The sequence below is a fragment of the Dactylosporangium sp. McL0621 genome (assembly GCF_049995355.1).
In the GTDB taxonomy this organism is placed as follows: Bacteria; Actinomycetota; Actinomycetes; order Mycobacteriales; family Micromonosporaceae; genus Dactylosporangium.
In genome coordinates, this window is sequence record NZ_CP188259.1 from 11311745 (window position 1) to 11325568 (window position 13824).

Annotated in this window: 11 protein-coding genes; 5 read left to right on the plus strand and 6 right to left on the minus strand. The window is 71.4% G+C overall.

Features of this window, described 5'->3' with window-relative positions; translation table 11 throughout:
• Positions 1–19: 19 nt before the first annotated feature.
• Positions 20–2269, minus strand: a complete 2250-nt coding sequence (locus ACPPVO_RS53585) for an MMPL family transporter (protein WP_426507157.1) — start codon at positions 2267–2269, stop codon at positions 20–22.
• A 102-nt stretch (positions 2270–2371) separates the two neighbouring features.
• Between ACPPVO_RS53585 and ACPPVO_RS53590 the strand changes: the two genes are divergently transcribed.
• Complete coding sequence (locus tag ACPPVO_RS53590) at positions 2372–2557, plus strand: hypothetical protein (RefSeq protein WP_426507158.1); 186 nt, start codon at positions 2372–2374, stop codon at positions 2555–2557.
• A 33-nt stretch (positions 2558–2590) separates the two neighbouring features.
• Here the strand turns inward: ACPPVO_RS53590 and ACPPVO_RS53595 are convergent, their stop codons facing one another.
• Entirely contained in the window at positions 2591–3682 is a 1092-nt protein-coding gene (locus tag ACPPVO_RS53595; protein WP_426507160.1) for a hypothetical protein, read from the minus strand.
• A 309-nt stretch (positions 3683–3991) separates the two neighbouring features.
• Between ACPPVO_RS53595 and ACPPVO_RS53600 the strand changes: the two genes are divergently transcribed.
• Positions 3992–5134, plus strand: coding sequence for a geranylgeranyl reductase family protein (locus tag ACPPVO_RS53600; protein ID WP_426507162.1), 1143 nt, complete (start codon positions 3992–3994; stop codon positions 5132–5134).
• A gap of 419 nt (positions 5135–5553) precedes the next feature.
• Here ACPPVO_RS53600 and ACPPVO_RS53605 read toward each other — a convergent pair whose 3' ends face one another.
• Positions 5554–5925, minus strand: coding sequence for a hypothetical protein (locus ACPPVO_RS53605; protein WP_426507164.1), 372 nt, complete (start codon positions 5923–5925; stop codon positions 5554–5556).
• 57 nt (positions 5926–5982) lie between these two features.
• Here ACPPVO_RS53605 and ACPPVO_RS53610 point away from each other — a divergent pair, with 57 nt between their 5' ends.
• Positions 5983–6453 carry a MarR family winged helix-turn-helix transcriptional regulator gene (locus ACPPVO_RS53610; RefSeq protein ID WP_426507165.1) on the plus strand — a complete coding sequence of 157 codons (471 nt, stop codon included), beginning with the start codon at positions 5983–5985 and terminating at the stop codon, positions 6451–6453.
• A gap of 53 nt (positions 6454–6506) precedes the next feature.
• On the plus strand, positions 6507–8207 hold the full coding sequence (locus ACPPVO_RS53615) for a putative bifunctional diguanylate cyclase/phosphodiesterase (protein ID WP_426507166.1): 1701 nt from the start codon (positions 6507–6509) through the stop codon (positions 8205–8207).
• Here the strand turns inward: ACPPVO_RS53615 and ACPPVO_RS53620 are convergent.
• A complete protein-coding gene (locus tag ACPPVO_RS53620; protein WP_426507167.1) occupies positions 8188–9828 on the minus strand; it encodes an alpha-amylase family protein in 1641 nt (546 codons plus the stop codon). The two genes, ACPPVO_RS53615 and ACPPVO_RS53620, sit on opposite strands and share 20 nt — an antisense overlap.
• A gap of 87 nt (positions 9829–9915) precedes the next feature.
• Here ACPPVO_RS53620 and ACPPVO_RS53625 point away from each other — a divergent pair, with 87 nt between their 5' ends.
• A complete protein-coding gene (locus tag ACPPVO_RS53625) occupies positions 9916–10800 on the plus strand; it encodes a helix-turn-helix domain-containing protein (protein WP_426507168.1) in 885 nt (294 codons plus the stop codon).
• A 391-nt stretch (positions 10801–11191) separates the two neighbouring features.
• On the opposite strand, the gene ACPPVO_RS53630 is transcribed toward ACPPVO_RS53625, so the two are convergent.
• Positions 11192–12778 carry a glycoside hydrolase family 13 protein gene (locus ACPPVO_RS53630; RefSeq protein WP_426507170.1) on the minus strand — a complete coding sequence of 529 codons (1587 nt, stop codon included), beginning with the start codon at positions 12776–12778 and terminating at the stop codon, positions 11192–11194.
• A 53-nt stretch (positions 12779–12831) separates the two neighbouring features.
• Entirely contained in the window at positions 12832–13821 is a 990-nt protein-coding gene (locus ACPPVO_RS53635; RefSeq protein ID WP_426507171.1) for a carbohydrate ABC transporter permease, read from the minus strand.
• Between the last annotated feature and the right edge of the window lie 3 nt (positions 13822–13824).

Consider the following 13824-nt stretch of genomic DNA (forward strand, 5'->3'; position numbering starts at 1 on the left):
GGCCCCGTCGGCACCCGAATCACACCTTCAGGAAGACCCGCTCGCCCTCGGCGAGCGCGTGCTGCGGCTTGGGCCGCGGGCGCATGAACCGCGGCGCCCACCAGTTGGCGTCGCCGAGCAGGGTCATCAGCGAGGGCAGTACGACCGCCCGGATGATCGTCGCGTCGAGCAGGATGGCCGCGGCGAGGCCGACGCCGAGCTGCTTCATGTCGATGGTGCTCAGCGTGGCGAAGATGGTGAACACGGCCACCATGACCACGGCCGCGCTGGTGACCACGCCGGCCGAGCCGGAGATGCCCTGGGCGACCGCCTCGCGGGTGGTCAGGCCCCGGCGGACCGCCTCGCGGATCCGGCTGACGACGAAGACGTGGTAGTCCATCGACAGGCCGAAGAGGACCACGAAGAGGAACAGCGGCAGCCAGGACACGACCGCGTCCATGGACTTGAAGCCGAGGATGCCCTCGGCCCAGGTGCCCTGGAAGATGAGCACCACCAGGCCGTAGGAGGCGGCCGCGGACAGCATGTTCAGCGCGATGGAGGTCAGCGCGACGACCACCGAGCGGAACGTGAACGCCATGACGATGAAGGTCAGTACGAGTACGAAACCCATCACCAGCGGCAGCTTCTGCTGGACGTGGGCGGCGTAGTCGACGTCGGCCGCGACGAACCCGCCGACGGCGGTCTCGGCGCCGGGGACCGCGCCGAGGGTCTGCGGCACGAGCTGGGTGCGCAGCCGGGTCAGCGACTCCCGGGCCTGTTCGGAGCGGCCCTCGAACGGGGTGGCGACGTCGAGCACGGCGACCCGCCCGTCCGCGGACACCTCGATCCGCGGCTCCTGGTCCAGCGGCGCGAACAGCGGGTCGGCCGCCGCCTTCTGGGCCAGCTGGGTCAGCGCGGCCTTCGCGTTGTCCACCTGCCCGGCCGGGACCCGCACGGCGACGGTGTGCGTCGTGCCGTTGCTCGGGTACGCCTTCACGAGCCGGTCGTACGCCTGCATCGCCGGCGTGGTCCGCGGCAGGTCCTCCATGCCGGGGAAGGTGAGCCGCATGCTCAGCGCCGGCGCGGCCAGCGCCAGCAGGGCGAGCACGGAGATCGTGAGCGTCGCGGCGGGCCGGCGCAGGGCCGGGCGCAGGATCGCGGACCAGACGCGGGAGCCCTGCGGGGGATCGCCGGCGCGGGCCGACTGGGTCCCCACCGACGAGGCCTGTGTCATTGAGCTGCGGGGGCGGGTGAGGCGCCACAGCAGCGGCACGCGGGGCCGGTCGATCCAGCGGCCGAGCTTCGACAGCAGCGCCGGCAGCACGGTCAGCGAGCCGAGCACGGCGACGAGCACGACGAGGATGGAGCCGATGGCCAGGGACGAGAAGACGACGTCGCCGGCGAGGAAGAGCCCGGCCATGGCGATCGTCACGGCGACGCCGGAGACGACGACGGCGTGCCCGGAGGTCTCCGCGGCGATCTCGACCGCGTCGAGGTGCTCGCGGCCGCGAGCCCGTTCCTCGCGCTCGCGGCGCAGGTAGAACAGGGAGTAGTCGACGCCGACGGCCATGCCGATGAGCAGGATGACGCTGGAGGTGGTGTCGGTCGACGGCACGAGGTGCGAAGCGAGGGTCGAGAGGCCGAGGGCGGCCGCGACCGAGGAGAGCGCGAGCAGCACGGGCACGCCGGCCGCGATGAGCGCGCCGAAGGCGACGATGAGGATGGCGAAGGTGACGGGCAGGCTGAGGTACTCCGCGCGCTGGAAGTCCTTGCCCAGGGTGTCGTCCATCGCCTTGGAGATGGACGGCCCGCCGGTCTCCTCGACGCGCAGGTCCGGGTGGCGCTGCTGGACGTCCGCGGTCGCCGCGACGAGCGGAGCGAGGCGGTCCTGAGCGGTGTCGGGGTCGCCCTTCAGGGTCACCCGGACCATCAGGGCGCTCTTGTCGTGCGACGGCAGCGGGTCGGCGACCTCGGCGACGTCAGGCAGCGCCTGCATCGCGGTCCTGACGTCGGCCGCGGCGCGCATCGCCGCGTCGTTGTCCAGCGCGCCGGTGCGCGCGGTGATGAGGATGCTCTCGGCGGCCGGGTTGTCGAAGTGGCCGTCGCCGACGATGACGTCGGCCCGGCCGGACTCGCCGATGGCCTGGTCGCGGTTGGTGGCCTCGACGGTACCGGCCATGCTCCCGCCGACGAAGCAGACGGCGACGAACACGACCCACAGAGCAATGGCGCGCCACGGGTGCTCGGCACTCCAGCGGGCGACGCGGACGGTGACTGGTCTCTTCTCCACGCCGTCGACGCTATGGATCCGGCGGGCCGCGGACATCCGGGCTGCACCCGCCCCGCACCCGGATCCGCGAACCGGGGGTTTCCCTGAGTATCAGGGCTCGACATGCAGACCGCACTGCTGCGACTGCTCATCGCGGTGCCGGTGGCCGCCGTCATGCTGGGCGTGTTCCGGATCGTCACGCAGGGGTACGGCCGCAAGCCCGAAGTGCCCGAGAAGCCCGCGGCCGCGCCCGAGGAGGCGGACCCGGCCACCGGCGAGCCGCTGCGCGCCCGAGGCGGTCGCGGGTGAGCCGTTCCCGCAGCGCCGCTCGGAGGACGGCACCTAGATGTCGTTGGACGACCGCGTGCGCAGCCCGTAGCGGCTCGCGACGGGGTTCCACACGCCCAGGAACCGGCCCTTGGCGTCGCTGGCGTTCTGCGACTGCCGCTGCGCCTCCTCGTAGTCGGCCTGCCCGCCGCCACTGCACCCGCTGGACTGCCGAGCCTGCCCCCACGGCACGAAGCTGCGGTCGGCGGCGAGGGAGAACCCGAGCGCCTCCTTGAGCATCGAGCGCACCTGCTCGCCCTCGGGGATGGCCGACAGGTCGAACCGGCTGACGCTGTCGATCTGGGACTGCCGCTCGGTGCCGACGGTCCGCATGTCCCCGATCGCCTTCTCGAACAACGTGCAGTTGTTCACCAGGTCGATCGCGGCGTTGAGCTTCGTACGGCTGGAAATGCTCGCATCGAGCAAGGCGTCGACCGCCGCGGCCTGCGCCTTGGGGTCGCCGGCCGGCTGGGTCGGCCCGGCCGTGGTCGGCGTCGGCCCGGGCGCCGTCGTGGTGGGCACCGGCGCCGGCGCGTCCGAGGACTGACTCGCCACCGCTGCGCCGCTCGGCCCGCCGGTGAGCTTGACGACGGCGATGACCGTACTGGCGATGACGAGCACGACCACGATGACGGTGAGCGGCAGCAGCACGCGGGATCGGGACGGCTTGAGCGGCTGGTAGTACTCCGGCTGGGGCGAGCCGGAGATCGGCGTTACCGAGATCGGGGTGGGCGAGACCGGAACCCCTGGATAGGGCGCGCCGGAGACGGGCGGCACCTGCTGGTACCCGCCGGTGGGGTACTGCGGGTAGGCGCCGGAGGGGTACTGGCCCGGGTTGGCGGGCTGGTACTGCACGGGATTGGTGGGCGGGTACTGGCCCTGAACGCCGGGCGGGTACTGGCCCGGAGGGCCGGGCGGGTACTGGCCCGGAGGGCCGGGCGGGTACTGGCCCGGAGGGCCGGGCGGGTACTGGCCCGGAGGGCCGGGCGGGTACTGGCCCGGAGGGCCGGGCGGGTACTGGCCCGGAGGGCCGGGGAACGGCGGCTGTGCCATGTAGCCCGGCGGGTACTGCGCCGGGGGCGGCGGCATCGCACCCTGGTCGGACATCGGCTGCACGTCATAGGCGACGGGCGAGCCGGGGTATGCGCCCGCCGTGGGCGTCAACGCCGAACCGCACTGCGCACACTGCGTGGCGGCAGGGTCGTTGCCCGGAAAGTAACAGGTAGGGCAGGGCATACCGCGAGCGTAACGATCCACGGCAACCAGCGTGAACCACCGTGCGTCCCGCGTGGGCGACGAACCGACGGACTGCGCAGGACGGATGGCCGGTTGGTTCCGCCATGCCGCCATCGCACGAACGCGGCGTGGGCGGCCGCGCCGAGGTCACTCCTTCCCCGCGTGGCGTGTGGCAGTGTCATGCCCATGGATACCGACACAGATCGGTACGACGTGGTCGTGATCGGCGCCGGCCCGGCAGGAGCGGCGGCGTCCCTGTCAGCCCGCAGGTCGGGGGCGACGGTCCTCCTGCTGGACAAATCGGACTTTCCCCGCGACAAGCCGTGCGGCGACGGCATAGCGCCGCACGCCTTGGACATCCTGACGGATCTGGGCGTGCCGGATATTTCGGCAAATTTCGCACCAATCCTGGCTTTGCACCTGGTCGGCCCGTCCGGCGGCGCGGTGGCCCGCCCGCATGCCCGCCCCGCGTACACGATCCCAAGGACGATCTTCGACAACCACCTGGTGGAGGCCGCGATTCGGGCCGGCGCGGTCTTCCGCCGCCACACCGTCCGCAGCGTCGCTGACCACGGCACCCACGCCGTCCTCGACGGCGAGATCCACGCCGGCGCCGTGGTGGGCGCGGACGGCGCGTACTCCCTGGTCCGCAAGGCCCTGGGCCACGCCCCCAACGGCCCCGGCCACCTGGCCTTGGCCATCCGCGGCTACGCCCCAGCGCCGAACCTGGCGCCGGAGCAGCGAATCGTCACCACGAAGTCGGGCTGGCCCGCGTACGCCTGGGCCTTCCCCATCGGCGACGGCCGCGCCAACATCGGCTACGGCGAGGTCCTGCGCGGCCCGGCGCTGTCCCGCCGCCGGCTCCTGGACCGCCTGGCCGAGCTCCTCCCGGACCTGGACACAACGGCCGCCACGAACCTGCGCGCCCACCACCTCCCGCTCTCCACGCACCGCCCGCCCCCGGCCGGCGGCCGCCTCCTCCTGGCCGGCGACGCCCTCTCCCTGATCAACCCCTTCACCGGCGAGGGCATCTTCTACGCCGTCCTCTCCGGCGCCCTGGCCGGCGCCGCCGCCGCCCACCGCGACGACCCGGCCGGCCGATACCGCCGCGCCCTGCGCGCCCGTCTCGGCCCGCACCTGCGCCACTCGCGCGTGGCCGCGGCCCTCAGCCAGCGCCAGTGGGTCGTCGACGCCGCCGTCCGAGCCGCCGACCGCGACCAGCGGGTCTTCGACGCGCTGATCGAGCTCGGCCTGGGCGACGGGCGCCTGACCCCGCGCACCTTGGCCGCGATCGCCCGAGCCGCCACCACCAGCCGCCGCTGACGGCGCACCCCGGCGACCGACCGGCCGTGAGCACCGCGGCCGACGGTATCCACCCACCGCCGACGTGTGACCGCCACGGCCGACGGTATCCACCCACCGCCGACGTGTGACCGCCACGGCGGACGGCATCCACCCACCGCCGACGCGTGACCGCCGCGGCCGACGGCAGCCACCCGCCGCCGACGACTGCACCTACCCCATCGCCGTGAGCCACGCGCGCGAGGCAGCGAGCGAGCGGCGACACGAGCGAGCGGCGACCCGTAACCAACGACAGGCGAAAGGCAGCAGCAACCAGAGCACGAGCGAAACAACGCACCCCTGCCGTGCGGTGGGCCGTTCCGCTAAATCCACGCTACCCAGGCCATCCAAATTTCGGCCTCAGTCGATCTCCGCCGATCGCCCACCGTCAACCGCCGTAGCTATCCGTGACCCCCCGCCGGAAGGTTCGCGGCCATGAGCTCCAGCGTCCGCACCGTGACCAGGTAAGAGTCGTCCTCCACGCCTGTCAAGGACTTCGCCCGGATTTCTTCGACCGACTTGGCCAGTGCCGCCCGCGCCGCTGCGCCCGCCTCCGTCACCGTGCCGTCCGGCGTGGTCCAGCCGCGCGCGGTCAAGGATGACACCACGTCCGCGTACGTGGGCTCGCCCGCCACCCAGAACGGCGCGTCCGGGCCCAGGCCGTTCAGCACCTGCCACTCCCGCCGCGTCGCCCCCGATGCCGACAAGGCGTCGGCGAAGGCCAGTTCCAGGCGCCGGTCGAGCTCGCGCAGCCAGTACCCGATGGGACGCATGGCACACTCCTGACGAGACGGAACTACATACACGAGAGGATGTAGATAATAAAGGTTATGCAATACGACGACGAAGACGCAAGAGTGCTTGCCGTCATCGAGGGCGCGATGGTGGCCATCCGGCGGCGGCAGACGCGCCGCGCGCTCGCCCGTAGCTCGCCCGAGGCCGACCCCGCGCTCTTCGACGTCGTCGACGCGGTCGAGGGCGGTGCAGCCGGCGAACGGCCCGTCACCGTGACCGACATCGCCAGCGCGCTCGACGTGGCGCAGCCGCGCGCCAGCAAGCTCGTCGCGAACGCGGTCGAGGCGGGGCTGATCAGGCGGGAGGCGGATCAGCGCGACGGGCGGAAAGCGTTGCTGGTACTCACCGTGACGGGCCGGGAACTCTGCGAGCGCGTCCACGAGGCGCGCCGGCGGCGGTTCGCCGACGCGACGCGGAACTGGTCGCGGGCCGAGCGGGCCGCGTTCGCGCAGCTCCTGGCGCGGTTCGTCGGCGGGCTCACCGAAACGGCGGCAGAACGGTACTGAGCGTCGATTCTTCGCGGGGCCGCCGTGCAGTAATCTTCGCCGGGGGTGATGGAGTGGCGGGCACGGACGGCATCGATCCGGCGCTGTCGCAGCTTGCCCGGCAGTGGCTCGCGGCCGTGCGGCAGACGAGCTATCTCGACCTCAGCGCCGATGCTCTGCAGCGTTTCTTCGAGCGCCAGGCCGTCCAGCTGACCGGCGCCCTCGCGACAGGTGACGCGGCGGCGGCCGAAGAGGTCGGGGCCGCCCTGATCCAGATCGGGCTCAACAGCCCGGAGGCGCTGCAGCGCTCGATCGGGGTGCTGACGAACACGGCCACGGGCGAGGTGCTCGGCGGGTTCGCGGCCGGGTTCGCGCGGGCGCAGCGGCAGAAGATCCTCGACGACCAGGAGCGCATCCGGCGGGCGTGGACCCGGGCGCTCACCGACGCCGAGCACACCCTCCAGCGCGAGCTGCACCACCAGGCCCACCACGACCCGCTGACCGGGCTGCCGAACCGGGTACTGCTCTACGGCCACCTCACCGAGGCGCTGCGCGAGGCCGAGGACGGCGCCCGCATCGGGGTGTGCTTCCTGGACCTCGACGAGTTCAAGACCATCAACGACACGCTCGGGCACGGGTACGGTGACGAGCTGCTCGTCGCCCTCGCCGATCGGCTGCGGGGCTGCGTCAACGGGGCCGGGCACTTCGTGGCGCGGGTCGGCGGCGACGAGTTCGTCGTCGTGGTGCGTGACACGAAGGGGCCCGACGAGCTGACCGCGCTGGCCGAGTCGATGCTCGAGGAGCTGTCCCGGCCGGTGCGCCTCGACGGCCACGAGCTGGCGGTCTCGGCGAGCATCGGCATCGTCGAGCAGCCCGCGCGCGGGGCCGAGCCCGAGGAGCTGCTGCGGGCCGCCGACGCCACGTTGTACCTCGCCAAGGCCGACGGCCGCGCCCGTTACGCGGTGTTCGACGAGCAGCGCAACGCGCAGCAGCTGCTGCAGTACGGGCTGACCGGGCGGCTCTCGGGCGCCCTGGACCGCGGCGAGTTCGAGCTGGTGTACCAGCCGCTGGTGGGCCTGGCCGACAACCGGCTGCGCGGCGCCGAGGCACTGCTGCGCTGGCGGCACCCGGAGCTCGGCACGGTCTCGCCCAACACGTTCATCCCGGTCGCCGAGCAGTCCGGCATGATCCTGCCGCTGGGCCGGTGGGTGCTGCGCGAGGCGTGCCTGGCCGCGGCCGCGTGGCCGCGTGACCCGTCGGGGGCGCCGCTGCTGATCAGCGTCAACGTCTCGCCCCGGCAGTGCTCCGACCCGCGGCTGCTCGACGACGTGCGGGCGGCGCTGGCCGAGTCGGGGCTGGAGCCGGCCAGCCTGCAGCTGGAGCTGACGGAGACGGTACTCATGCAGGAGACCGGCCGCCCGGTGCAGACCCTGCGGCAGCTGGCCGACCTGGGCGTGCGGATCGTCATCGACGACTTCGGGATCGGCTACTCGAACCTGGCCTACCTGCGCCACCTGCCGGTGCACGGGCTGAAGCTGGCCGGCGCCTTCATGGCCGGCATCCGCAAGCTGGAGAGCGACCACGTCGACGAGCAGATCGTCGAGACCGTCATCCGCCTCGCGCACACGTTGCAGATGACGGTCACCGCCGAGGGGATCGAGACGGCCGACCAGGCGGCCCGCCTGGCCGCCCTGGGCTGCGACCTGGGCCAGGGCTGGCACTTCGGCCGCCCGGTCGAACCGGTGCAGATCCCCCTTACACGTTCTCCCGCTTAAGCCTGATCCAGCGGTACCCGTACGGGCCGAGCGCGAGCGCGGAGAAGTCCCCGACCTCCGGGTACTCCTTGTCGGCGAACACGTCGTTGGGGTGGTTGGTGTCGGCCGCCAGCGAGCTCAGGTCCGCGACCACGTCGTCGGTGCCGAGGTTGTGCAGGAACAGCATCGAGCCGGTCGGCCCGTCGGCCCGATGCGCCAGGACCCCCGGCGGCAGCGGCTGGTCGACGGCGGTGCACGTGCCGTTGCCGACCTCCGGGCTCTCCCGCAGCGTGCGGATCATGCGCTCGAACCAGGCGAGCAGGGACTTGTCGTCGTGGCGCTGGGCGGTCACGTTGACCTTCTCGTACGCGTACTCGCCCTTGCTGATCACCGGCCGGATGGGCTCGGCCGCGGAGAACCCGCCGTTCTTGTCGAACGACCACTGCATCGGGGTGCGGATGGCGTAGCGGCCCTGCTGGGACAGGTCCTCGCCCATGCCGATCTCCTCGCCGTAGCGCAGGACGGGCGTGCCGCGCATGGTGAACTGCAGCGAGTACGCCAGCTCGATGCGGGTGCGGTCGCCGCCGAGCATCGGGGCGAGCCGCCGGCGGATGCCGCGCTCGTAGAGCTTCATGTCGGGGTCGGGGCCGAACTCGGCGAAGACGTCGTCGCGCTGCTCGGCGGTGAGCCGGGACAGGTCGATCTCGTCGTGGTTGCGCAGGAACGTGGCCCAGTGCCCGCCCGCCGGCAGCTTCGGGGTGGTGCGCAGCCACTCGATGACCGGCTCGGGGTTCTGCCGGGCCAGGGCGAGCACGAGGCGGACGTTGAGCATGAAGTCGAAGAGCATGTGGATGCGGTTGCCGGAGCCGCCGGAGTCGCCGAAGTACTCGGGGAGCTTCTCCGGCTCGACGTTGGCCTCGGCGAGCAGCATCGCGTCGCCGCGGCGCCACTGGACGTGGGCGCGCAGCTCGGAGAGGAAGTCGAAGTCCATCGGGCTGTTCGGGTTGCCGGGCTCGGTGAGCTCGATGATGAACGGCACCGCGTCCATGCGGAACCCGGCCACGCCGAGCTGGAGCCAGAACGCCATGATCTTCTTGATCTCGGTGCGCACCTGCGGGTTGGTGAAGTTCAGGTCGGGCTGGAAGTTGTAGAAGCGGTGGTAGTACCAGGCCCGGGCCTTGCGGTGGTACGTCCACGTCTCGGCCTGCTCACCGGGGAACACCATGCCCTGGTGGCGGTCGGAGGGCTCCTTGTCCGCCCAGACGAACCAGTCGCGGTACGGCGAGTCCGGCGACGAGATCGCGGACTGGAACCACGGGTGCTCGTCGGAGGTGTGGTTGACGACGAGGTCGATGATGATCTTGATGCCCCGGTTCGCGGCCTGGTGCAGCAGTTCGGCGAAGTCGCCGAGGGTGCCCAGCCGCGGATCGACGTTGTAGAAGTCCGTGACGTCGTAGCCGTCGTCCTTGCCGGGCGTCGGATGGATGGGACTGAGCCACAGGCAGTTGACTCCGAGCCTGGTCAGATAGTCCAGCCGACTGATGAGACCTTGAAAGTCGCCGATACCATCGCCGTTGGAGTCCTGGAACGTCTCGACGTCCAGGCAGTAGATGACACTCTCGGTGTACCACCGCTCGCCCATGACGGACGGGTAACCGAATCGGCCTCGGCTCAAACGCGCGCTTGCGTGTGTGCGGCCCGGAACGCGAGGATGGCTCCCGGGGGGCTGATGGTCGACTTCGCTGGCGCGCTACGAGATGCAATCCAGGCACGTGGTCTGGGGCTGGAGCGCATCCAGGAGCGGTTACGCGCGGAGGGCTACTCGGTGAGCCTGGCCACGCTCAGTTACTGGCAGACCGGGCGCAGCCGGCCGGAGCGGCGCGAGTCGCTCGCGGCGCTGGCCGAGCTCGAGAAGATTCTCGAGGTGGAGCCGGGCTCCCTCGCGGCCCTGGTGGGGCCGCCGCGGCCGCGCGGCCGGCACCTGCACAAGAGCCCCGACACCGTGGAGCTGGGCGCGTTCTGGTCCGAACGGGACCTGATCGTCGACCTGGCCCAGGGCATCGAGACCCGCTGGGACGAGCGGCTGACCCGGCTCAGCCAGCACGACCGGGTCAACGTGGGCCCGGACCGCGGCGAGGTGTCGTTCCTGGTGCGGCAGGTGCTGCGGGCCGAGGCCGACGGGCCGGACCGCTGGGTGGCGATCATCCGCCTCGACGTGCCGGGGAACCCGCTGCCGCTGCTGACCCCGGTGCGCAACTGCCGGCTCGGCCGGGTCGTGGAGCACCCGGAAAGCGGCCTGCTGCTGGCCGAGTTGTTGTTCGACCGCCCGCTCGCCAAGGGCGAGACGGTCATCACCGAGCACGCGCTGAACAATTATCCGCCGTTTCCGCTGGCGACTCAGTACGAGCGCAAGTTCCGGCTGCCGGTGCGTGAATACGTCGTCGAGGTGTGTTTCGACGCCGCCGCGTTACCCCGGGCCGTGTATCAGTTCCAGCAGATGGACGGGCAGGACGAACAGGTCCTGTCAATGGAGGCCGACACGGGCCACACGGTGCACGCGATCGCGCTCGACTACGGTCCCGGGCGTTACGGCCTGCGCTGGGACTGGGAGTAGCGCGAGCGGGCCGGGCCGCCCGGCGGGGTCTACAGAATCTTCGATGGCATTTGTCACAGCACCTTCGATGGCAGTGAAGAACAACGGGGCGCCGGTGTGGCCAGCGCCCCGCCTCTGTTCCCGGAACAATCCGGCGTCACCATCGGAACGGCTGGGATGTCGCCGCGACGGTCAGGGTGGAACGCATGTGCCGCCTCCACAAGGAAGTGTCTTTCCTTGTCAGAGAACATATTGGGCGGCGCCGCGGACCATCAAGATTGTGGATCGTCTTAACAGTTAACGCTCTGGGGTCGACCCGGTATTAACAGTTAAGTTAGCGAGAAAGGGCCGGGCGGCCGCACCCGCCAACTTGTGCGACCGCCCGGCGTCTGAGTCCCCCGTGCAGGTGCCGTTACGCCAGGCGCAGCCAGGCGGAGGCGTCGGCCGGCAGGGTGCCGTCCGGGTTGAGCGGGGCGCTGCTGAGCAGCACCTCGCGGTGCGGCGGCAGCACGGCCGGCTCCGCACCCAGGTTCGTGACGTTGGCGAAGTCGCCGGCGCCGCGGGTGAAGGCGAGCACCTGCGGCGCCGAGTCCAGCCAGTGCATCGGCCCGTCGCCGAGCGCGGGCTCGTTGCGGCGGATGCGCAGCGCGTCACAGTACAGCTGCAGGAACGATCCCGGCTCGCCCTGCTGGGCGGCGACGGCGAGCCCGCCCCAGCGCGCCGGCTGCGGCAGCCACGGCTCCCCGGTGGCGTCGGGCGGGCTGAAGCCGAACGGGGCCGAGGTCCCCGACCAGGGCAGCGGCACGCGGCAGCCGTCCCGGCCGGGGTTCACACCCCCGGAGCGGTGGAACATGGGGTCCTCGCGCAGCGCGTCGTCGAGGTCCTCGACCTCCTCCAGGCCGAGCTCCTCGCCCTGGTAGAGGTAGTAGGCGCCGGGCAGCGACATGGTCAGCAGCGCGGCCGCCCGGGCCCGGCGGGTGCCCAGCTCCAGGTCCGACGGCACGTCGCGGCGCTTGTCGGCGAAGGCGAAGTTGGTCACCTCGCGCCCGAAGCGGGTCACCTCGCGGGTGACGTCGTGGTTGCTCAGCACCCAGGTGGCGGGGGCGGCGACGGGGGCGTGCACCTCGATCGTCATGTCGATCTCGCGGCGCAGCTGCGCGGCCTCCCAGGGGGCGCCCAGGAACGCGAAGTTGAACGCGGTGTGCAGCTCGTCGGGGCGCAGGTACCGGGCGAACGCCTCGTGGTCGGGCAGCCAGACCTCGCCGATGAGCGCCCGGCGCGGGGTGTACGTGTCGGCGATGCGCCGCCACGCCTGGTACACCTCGTGGATGCCCTCGTTGTCCTCGTAGACGTCGCTGACGAGCGGGTCCTTGATGAGCACGGCGGCCGAGTCGATGCGGATGCCGTCGATGCCGCGGTCGAACCAGAACCGCAGGATGTCCTCGAACTCCTCGCGCACCGCCGGGTGGTCCCAGTTGAAGTCGGGCTGCTCGGAGGCGAACAGGTGCAGGTACCACTCGCCGTCGGCGACCCGGGTCCAGGCCGGGCCGCCGAAGATCGACTGCAGGTCGGTCGGGGGCAGCTCGCCGTGCTCGCCGCGGCCCTTGCGGAACCAGAACAGGTCCCGCTCGGGCGAGCCGGGCGCGGCCGCGAGGGCCCGCTGGAACCACGCGTGCTGGTCGGAGCAGTGGTTGGGCACGATGTCGCAGATGACCCGGATGCCGGTGGCGTGGGCCTCCTCGATGAGCTTCTCGGCCTCGGCGAGGGTGCCGAAGATCGGGTCGATGGCCCGGAAGTCGGCGACGTCGTAGCCGCCGTCGGCGAGCGGCGAGGGGTACCACGGCACGATCCAGATGGCGTCGATGCCCAGGCCGGCCAGGTACGGCAGGCGCGACCGCAGGCCCGCCAGGTCGCCGACGCCGTCGCCGTTGCCATCGGCGAAGCTCCGCAAGTACACCTGGTAGATAGCGGCGCTACGCCACCAAGCTTGGTCGGCCACGTGGAACCTGCTTTCTCACGAAGATCGAAGGTGTTGAAACGACGGTCCCGGGCTCAGCCCTTGACCGCTCCTCCCAGGCCGGCGCTCGACAGGAACATGCGCTGGAAGATGAGGAAGAACACGACCGGGATAAGCGTCGAGATGGCCAGGGCCGCGAGGAACACGCCCAGGTCGGTCTGTGACGCGATCGCGGGCAGCCGCACCGACAGCGGCTGCATGTTCGGGTCCTTGAGCACCAGCATCGGCCACAGGAAGTCCTTCCAGCTCGCGATCGCCGCGAACACGGACACCACGCCGAGGATCGGCTTGGACATCGGCAGGACGACCGACCAGAACAGCCGGAACGAGCTGGCCCCGTCGACCCGGGCCGCCTCGAACACCTCGCGCGGGAGGCTGTCGAAGAACCGTGTCACAAGTACCACGTTGAACGCGCTCGCGCCCGAGGGTAGCCAGACGGCGAAGAAATTGTTGATGAGCGACGTACCGACCAGCGGCGGGTTCAGGATCGTGAGGTACAGCGGCACGAGGAGCACGACGCTCGGCACGAACAGGGTCGCGATCACCAGGCCGTTGACGAACCGGGCCCAGGCCGGGCGCAGGACCGAGAGCATGAAGCCGCCCGTGGTCGCGACCAGCAGCTGCACGAACCACGAGCCGGCGGCGAGCCAGATGGTGTTGAGGAAGTAGTGGCTGATCCGGACGTCGTTCCAGGCCTCGCTGATGTTCTGCCAGCGCACGCCGTGCGGGAAGATCGCCAGGGGCGTGCGGATGATGTCCTGGGTGGGCGTGATCGCGTACTTCGCCAGCAGCAGCACTGGCCCGATGCCGACCACGAGGAGCAACACCAGCAGGATCGTATGCATGGTCTTCATGACCAGGCTGACCCGGCGGTTGCGCCAGTCCTGGGCCGAGACGTAACCGCGGCTGCCCTCGAACTGGGACGTCTTGCGCCTGCGGGGCGGGCGGGCCGCCTTGGCCACGTCGACCGGTGTCGCGACGGGCCCGGCGCCCGGCCGCTGCCGGGCGGGATCGATGACGGCCATGGT

What these genes read in the sequence shown, in the direction of transcription:
- ACPPVO_RS53590 (WP_426507158.1), top strand. Translation starts at nt 2,372, where the DNA reads ATGCAGACCGCACTGCTGCGACTGCTCATCGCGGTGCCGGTGGCCGCC.
- ACPPVO_RS53595 (WP_426507160.1), bottom strand. Translation starts at nt 3,682, where the DNA reads ATGTCCGACCAGGGTGCGATGCCGCCGCCCCCGGCGCAGTACCCGCCG.
- ACPPVO_RS53600 (WP_426507162.1), top strand. Translation starts at nt 3,992, where the DNA reads ATGCCCATGGATACCGACACAGATCGGTACGACGTGGTCGTGATCGGC.
- ACPPVO_RS53605 (WP_426507164.1), bottom strand. Translation starts at nt 5,925, where the DNA reads ATGCGTCCCATCGGGTACTGGCTGCGCGAGCTCGACCGGCGCCTGGAA.
- ACPPVO_RS53610 (WP_426507165.1), top strand. Translation starts at nt 5,983, where the DNA reads ATGCAATACGACGACGAAGACGCAAGAGTGCTTGCCGTCATCGAGGGC.
- ACPPVO_RS53620 (WP_426507167.1), bottom strand. Translation starts at nt 9,828, where the DNA reads ATGGGCGAGCGGTGGTACACCGAGAGTGTCATCTACTGCCTGGACGTC.
- ACPPVO_RS53625 (WP_426507168.1), top strand. Translation starts at nt 9,916, where the DNA reads ATGGTCGACTTCGCTGGCGCGCTACGAGATGCAATCCAGGCACGTGGT.
- ACPPVO_RS53635 (WP_426507171.1), bottom strand. Translation starts at nt 13,821, where the DNA reads ATGGCCGTCATCGATCCCGCCCGGCAGCGGCCGGGCGCCGGGCCCGTC.